We start from the raw sequence: 3,298 nt of genomic DNA on the forward strand, positions 1-3,298 counted from the left end.
ACCTTGTTGATGATGCCGCCCTGCAGCCGGCACTTGAGCACGTGCAGCTCCGCCTCGCTCATGGTGCCCTTGAGCCCGAGCACGATGCCGGCATTGCCCATGGCTACCTCCGACACCAGACGCTGGAATCCCTCACGGTCGTCGGCATGAGCGCCCGATTGCCCCAGGTCGCCGTCGATGACGTGCACGCGCTCCAACGGCCAGCCCAGGGCCACCGCACGCTCACGCAGCGCGTACTGCCGCTTGGTGCTCTCCGTGTTCTCGAACACCTGGCGCAGCGAGGACTGGCGCACGTAGAGGAATGCGTCACGCCGCAGATGGTCGGCGCTGACATTCATGGCTGCATCAGTAGGCATGTTGCACCTGCGATTGGACTGCCAGCACCATGTTGGCCAGCTGGCGCACGAGCTGGCAGTCGCACGCGCTGGCTGGGGGTGAGGTCATGTCTGGCGCCACGTGTGCATGCGGCTGGCCCGCCATGCCGCTCGCAGCCAGAACACTCAGCCCGCGCCACAAGCCATGGAAGACGACGGCTGCCATCGCACGCGAGTCGGCATGCCCATGCAGCACCGCGGCGCGCAGGTCTTCGTAGACCTGTGTCGCATCGGCCGGCAGTGCCGGCCCGCAGGCGGCGACGCGGTGCCTCAGCGTTTTTTTATTCGGGCGGCACAGCGCTCGATGGTGCGCGGGTGCAACGAGATGCCCAGCTGCGACCGCACCAGCGAGACCAGCGCACGGGCCTGCAATGGACCGCCTTCGCTCTGACGTTGCTCGATGAGCGTCATCACGTCGGCGTTGACCTTGTGCGGCGTCTTGGGCCCGCGAGGGTGAGGGAGCAGTCCCGTGATGCCCTCGCGCTCGAACGCGGCCTCGGCCTGGTAGTACGTCGGCCGTGACAGACCGAACAGTGCCGCGGCCTCGGCCTTGGTCACGCCGTCCTCGCGGGCGTGGCGCAGCATCTCGTACTTCACCTGCACCAGGTCGTTGGGATCGAAGAAGCCACCGCTGCGGAACCACGGCGCTCGTACGGCTTGCGGCCGCGGGTTGAGCACCTTGTGCTCGTGCAGCCGCTGGATCTTCGCATCGGGCTTGAGCATCGATTAGTACTCCCGGGCTACGTAAACCAAGATATGCCGCCCCCTGCGGAAGTTCAACCATGAGGCGGGCATGGCATGAAGCCGTGCCCGCAGCAGTTGAACTCGCGACAGCACCCCACCTGGTGAGCGGCATCACGGTGCGGCGCATAAGCCTTTACACCTGCGGCGCAATTCCCTTGACATCGTCCGCACGCTTCCGGGCTTGCTCAATCTCGTCGACGAGCCGTGCAAGCGCGGCCAAGTCGTCGGCGCGCAGGAACGACCTGCCGTCCGCTGCCTGCGTGAACAGGTCGGGCTCGTCGACATCCGTCCACGACGCCAGCAACGAGCGCACGTGGCCTTCATCGTCGAAGAACATCACCCGGTCTTCGCCCCAGTTGATCTTGCGGGTGGCCAGAACGAAGCGCCGGCCGTGCCAGGGGTGGAAGGGATGCGTGACCTGGAATTCCATGCGCGCTTGACCACCTGCACAACGTGCAGCCGTGGACTCAGGAGAAGGGCGTCGTCGAGGCCGGGGTCAAATACCTGAAGGTCAACTTCCTGCCGCTGCGCGAGTTCCGCGACCTGGCCGACCTCAACGCGCAGGCCTGCGGCTGGGTGATGAACGAGGCCGGCCAGCGCGTGCACGGCACCACGCGGCAGAAGCCGTTGACGCTGTTCGAGCTGGACCGGGCGCACATGCTGGAGCTACCTGCCGTCGCGCCCGCCCTGGGCACCTGGCACCGCGTCACGGTGCACCGCGACTGCCACATCGCGCACGAGCGGGCGCTGTACTCGGTGCCGTTCACGCTGGTGGGCAAGACGCTGTGGCTGCGCGCCACCGACACGGCGGTGTTCGTCTACCACGAGCACCAGCTGGGGGCCACGCACCGGCGCGCGCAGCGCCCGAGCGTGCGCGACCACCTGCCGCCTGGGGCCCAGCTCTTCTTCTCCCACGACCGCGCCTAGTGCCTGCGCCAGGCGCGTGAGATCGGCACCGCGTGCGCCGAGCTCATCGAGCAGATGCTCACCGACCGCATCCTGGAGCGGCTGCGCGCCGCCCAAGGCGTGCTGCGCCTGCGCGACACCTACGGCGCCGAGCGGCTCGAAGCCGCCTGCGCGCGGGCGCTGCTGCATGCCAGCCCGTTCTACCGCACGGTCAAGACCATCCTGGCCGGCGGCTACGACCGACAGCCGCTGAGCGTGGCCGAGCTCGGCCACGTGCACGCGCCCGGCGCGCGCTTCGTGCGCAGCGCGCAGCTGCTGTTCGACCCCGACGCTCCTCGTCACTGATCCACCTGGAGTGCTTGCCATGAACCCCATGCCAGTGCTGAGCCCGCACCTGAAGCAGCTGCGCCTGTCGGGCATCCTCGACTCGCTGGAGGCCCGTAACCGCCAGGCCATCGAGTCCAAGCTCGCCTACACCGAGTTCCTCGCCCTGTTGGTGGAGGACGAGGTCGCGCGGCGCGAGCAGAAGAAGTTCGTCACCCGGCTGCGGCGCGCCGCCTTCCGCAGCAGCAAGACGCTGGAGCAGTTCGACTTCGAGCGGCTGCCCCAGCTCAACCGCGCCCTGGTGCACGAGCTCGCCACCGGGCGCTACCTGGAGGAGAAGTCGCCGGTCCTCATCGTGGGCCCGTGCGGCACGGGCAAAAGCCACTTGGCCCAGGCCTTGGGCCACTGTGCAGTGCGCCAGGGCGTGGACGTGGCCTTCATGACCTGCAGCCAGCTCACCGCCTCGCTCAACGCTGCCCGCGCCACCGGCGGCTACGAGCGCCGGCTGGCCAATCTGGCGCGCGTGCCACTCCTGATCATTGACGACTACGGCCTCAAACCACTGCGGCCGCCGGCTGACGAGGACCTGCACGAGCTCATGGCCGAGCGCTACGAAAGCGTGACCACCATCGTCACCAGCAACCTCGACTTCCAGGAGTGGGATCAGGCCTTCCCGGCCAACAAGCTGCTGGCCAGCGCCACGCTGGACCGCATGCGCCACAACGCCTACTGCTTGGTGCTCGACGGCGCGAGCTACCGCATGCCGCGGCAACTCCCTACCGTCATGCCAAACCGGCTTGCCAGCGGCTCCAAGGCCGCCCAAGCTTGAGGCCGTCACCGGTGTCCTGAGAGCCCTTCGACGTGGCTCCTATATGCCGAAAAAGGCCGGCTCCTATATGCCGGAAAGTGACAGCCGGCGCGGCGCAAATCGCGCAGCACCGTCGGCCCAC

At 67.9% G+C, this 3,298-nt stretch carries 6 protein-coding genes; 3 read left to right on the forward strand and 3 right to left on the reverse strand.

Going from position 1 to position 3,298, the window contains the following annotated elements:
* The 3 genes from ALA01S_RS30490 to ALA01S_RS30500 all read right to left on the reverse strand — a co-directional run.
* A partial coding sequence (locus tag ALA01S_RS30490) for a recombinase family protein (RefSeq protein ID WP_169806053.1) occupies nucleotides 1–356 on the reverse strand: 356 nt, incomplete at its 3' end.
* 288 nt (nucleotides 357–644) lie between these two features.
* The gene (locus ALA01S_RS30495) at nucleotides 645–1,097 is read right to left on the reverse strand and encodes a helix-turn-helix domain-containing protein (RefSeq protein WP_066343467.1); all 453 of its coding nucleotides are present in this window, start codon (nucleotides 1,095–1,097) and stop codon (nucleotides 645–647) included.
* A gap of 154 nt (nucleotides 1,098–1,251) precedes the next feature.
* A complete protein-coding gene (locus ALA01S_RS30500; protein ID WP_066343469.1) occupies nucleotides 1,252–1,548 on the reverse strand; it encodes a DUF5372 family protein in 297 nt (98 codons plus the stop codon).
* A gap of 23 nt (nucleotides 1,549–1,571) precedes the next feature.
* On the opposite strand from ALA01S_RS30500, the gene ALA01S_RS30505 reads away from it, so the two are divergent.
* The 3 genes from ALA01S_RS30505 to istB are packed head-to-tail and all read left to right on the forward strand — an operon-like array spanning nucleotide 1,572 to nucleotide 3,177.
* Nucleotides 1,572–2,045, forward strand: a complete 474-nt coding sequence (locus tag ALA01S_RS30505; protein WP_066343471.1) for an IS21 family transposase — start codon at nucleotides 1,572–1,574, stop codon at nucleotides 2,043–2,045.
* A 54-nt stretch (nucleotides 2,046–2,099) separates the two neighbouring features.
* Nucleotides 2,100–2,369, forward strand: coding sequence for a hypothetical protein (locus ALA01S_RS35535; RefSeq protein WP_066343473.1), 270 nt, complete (start codon nucleotides 2,100–2,102; stop codon nucleotides 2,367–2,369).
* 19 nt (nucleotides 2,370–2,388) lie between these two features.
* Nucleotides 2,389–3,177 carry an IS21-like element helper ATPase IstB gene (gene istB / locus ALA01S_RS30515; RefSeq protein WP_066343475.1) on the forward strand — a complete coding sequence of 263 codons (789 nt, stop codon included), beginning with the start codon at nucleotides 2,389–2,391 and terminating at the stop codon, nucleotides 3,175–3,177.
* Nucleotides 3,178–3,298 lie beyond the last annotated feature (121 nt).

The sequence above is a fragment of the Azohydromonas lata NBRC 102462 genome (assembly GCF_001571085.1).
Lineage (GTDB): Bacteria > Pseudomonadota > Gammaproteobacteria > Burkholderiales > Burkholderiaceae_C > Azohydromonas > Azohydromonas lata.

Excerpts from the sequence above, each read along its gene's own strand:
- istB (WP_066343475.1), top strand. The coding sequence starts at position 2,389 with ATGAACCCCATGCCAGTGCTGAGCCCGCACCTGAAGCAGCTGCGCCTG.
- ALA01S_RS30500 (WP_066343469.1), bottom strand. The coding sequence starts at position 1,548 with ATGGAATTCCAGGTCACGCATCCCTTCCACCCCTGGCACGGCCGGCGC.
- ALA01S_RS30495 (WP_066343467.1), bottom strand. The coding sequence starts at position 1,097 with ATGCTCAAGCCCGATGCGAAGATCCAGCGGCTGCACGAGCACAAGGTG.
- ALA01S_RS35535 (WP_066343473.1), top strand. The coding sequence starts at position 2,100 with ATGCTCACCGACCGCATCCTGGAGCGGCTGCGCGCCGCCCAAGGCGTG.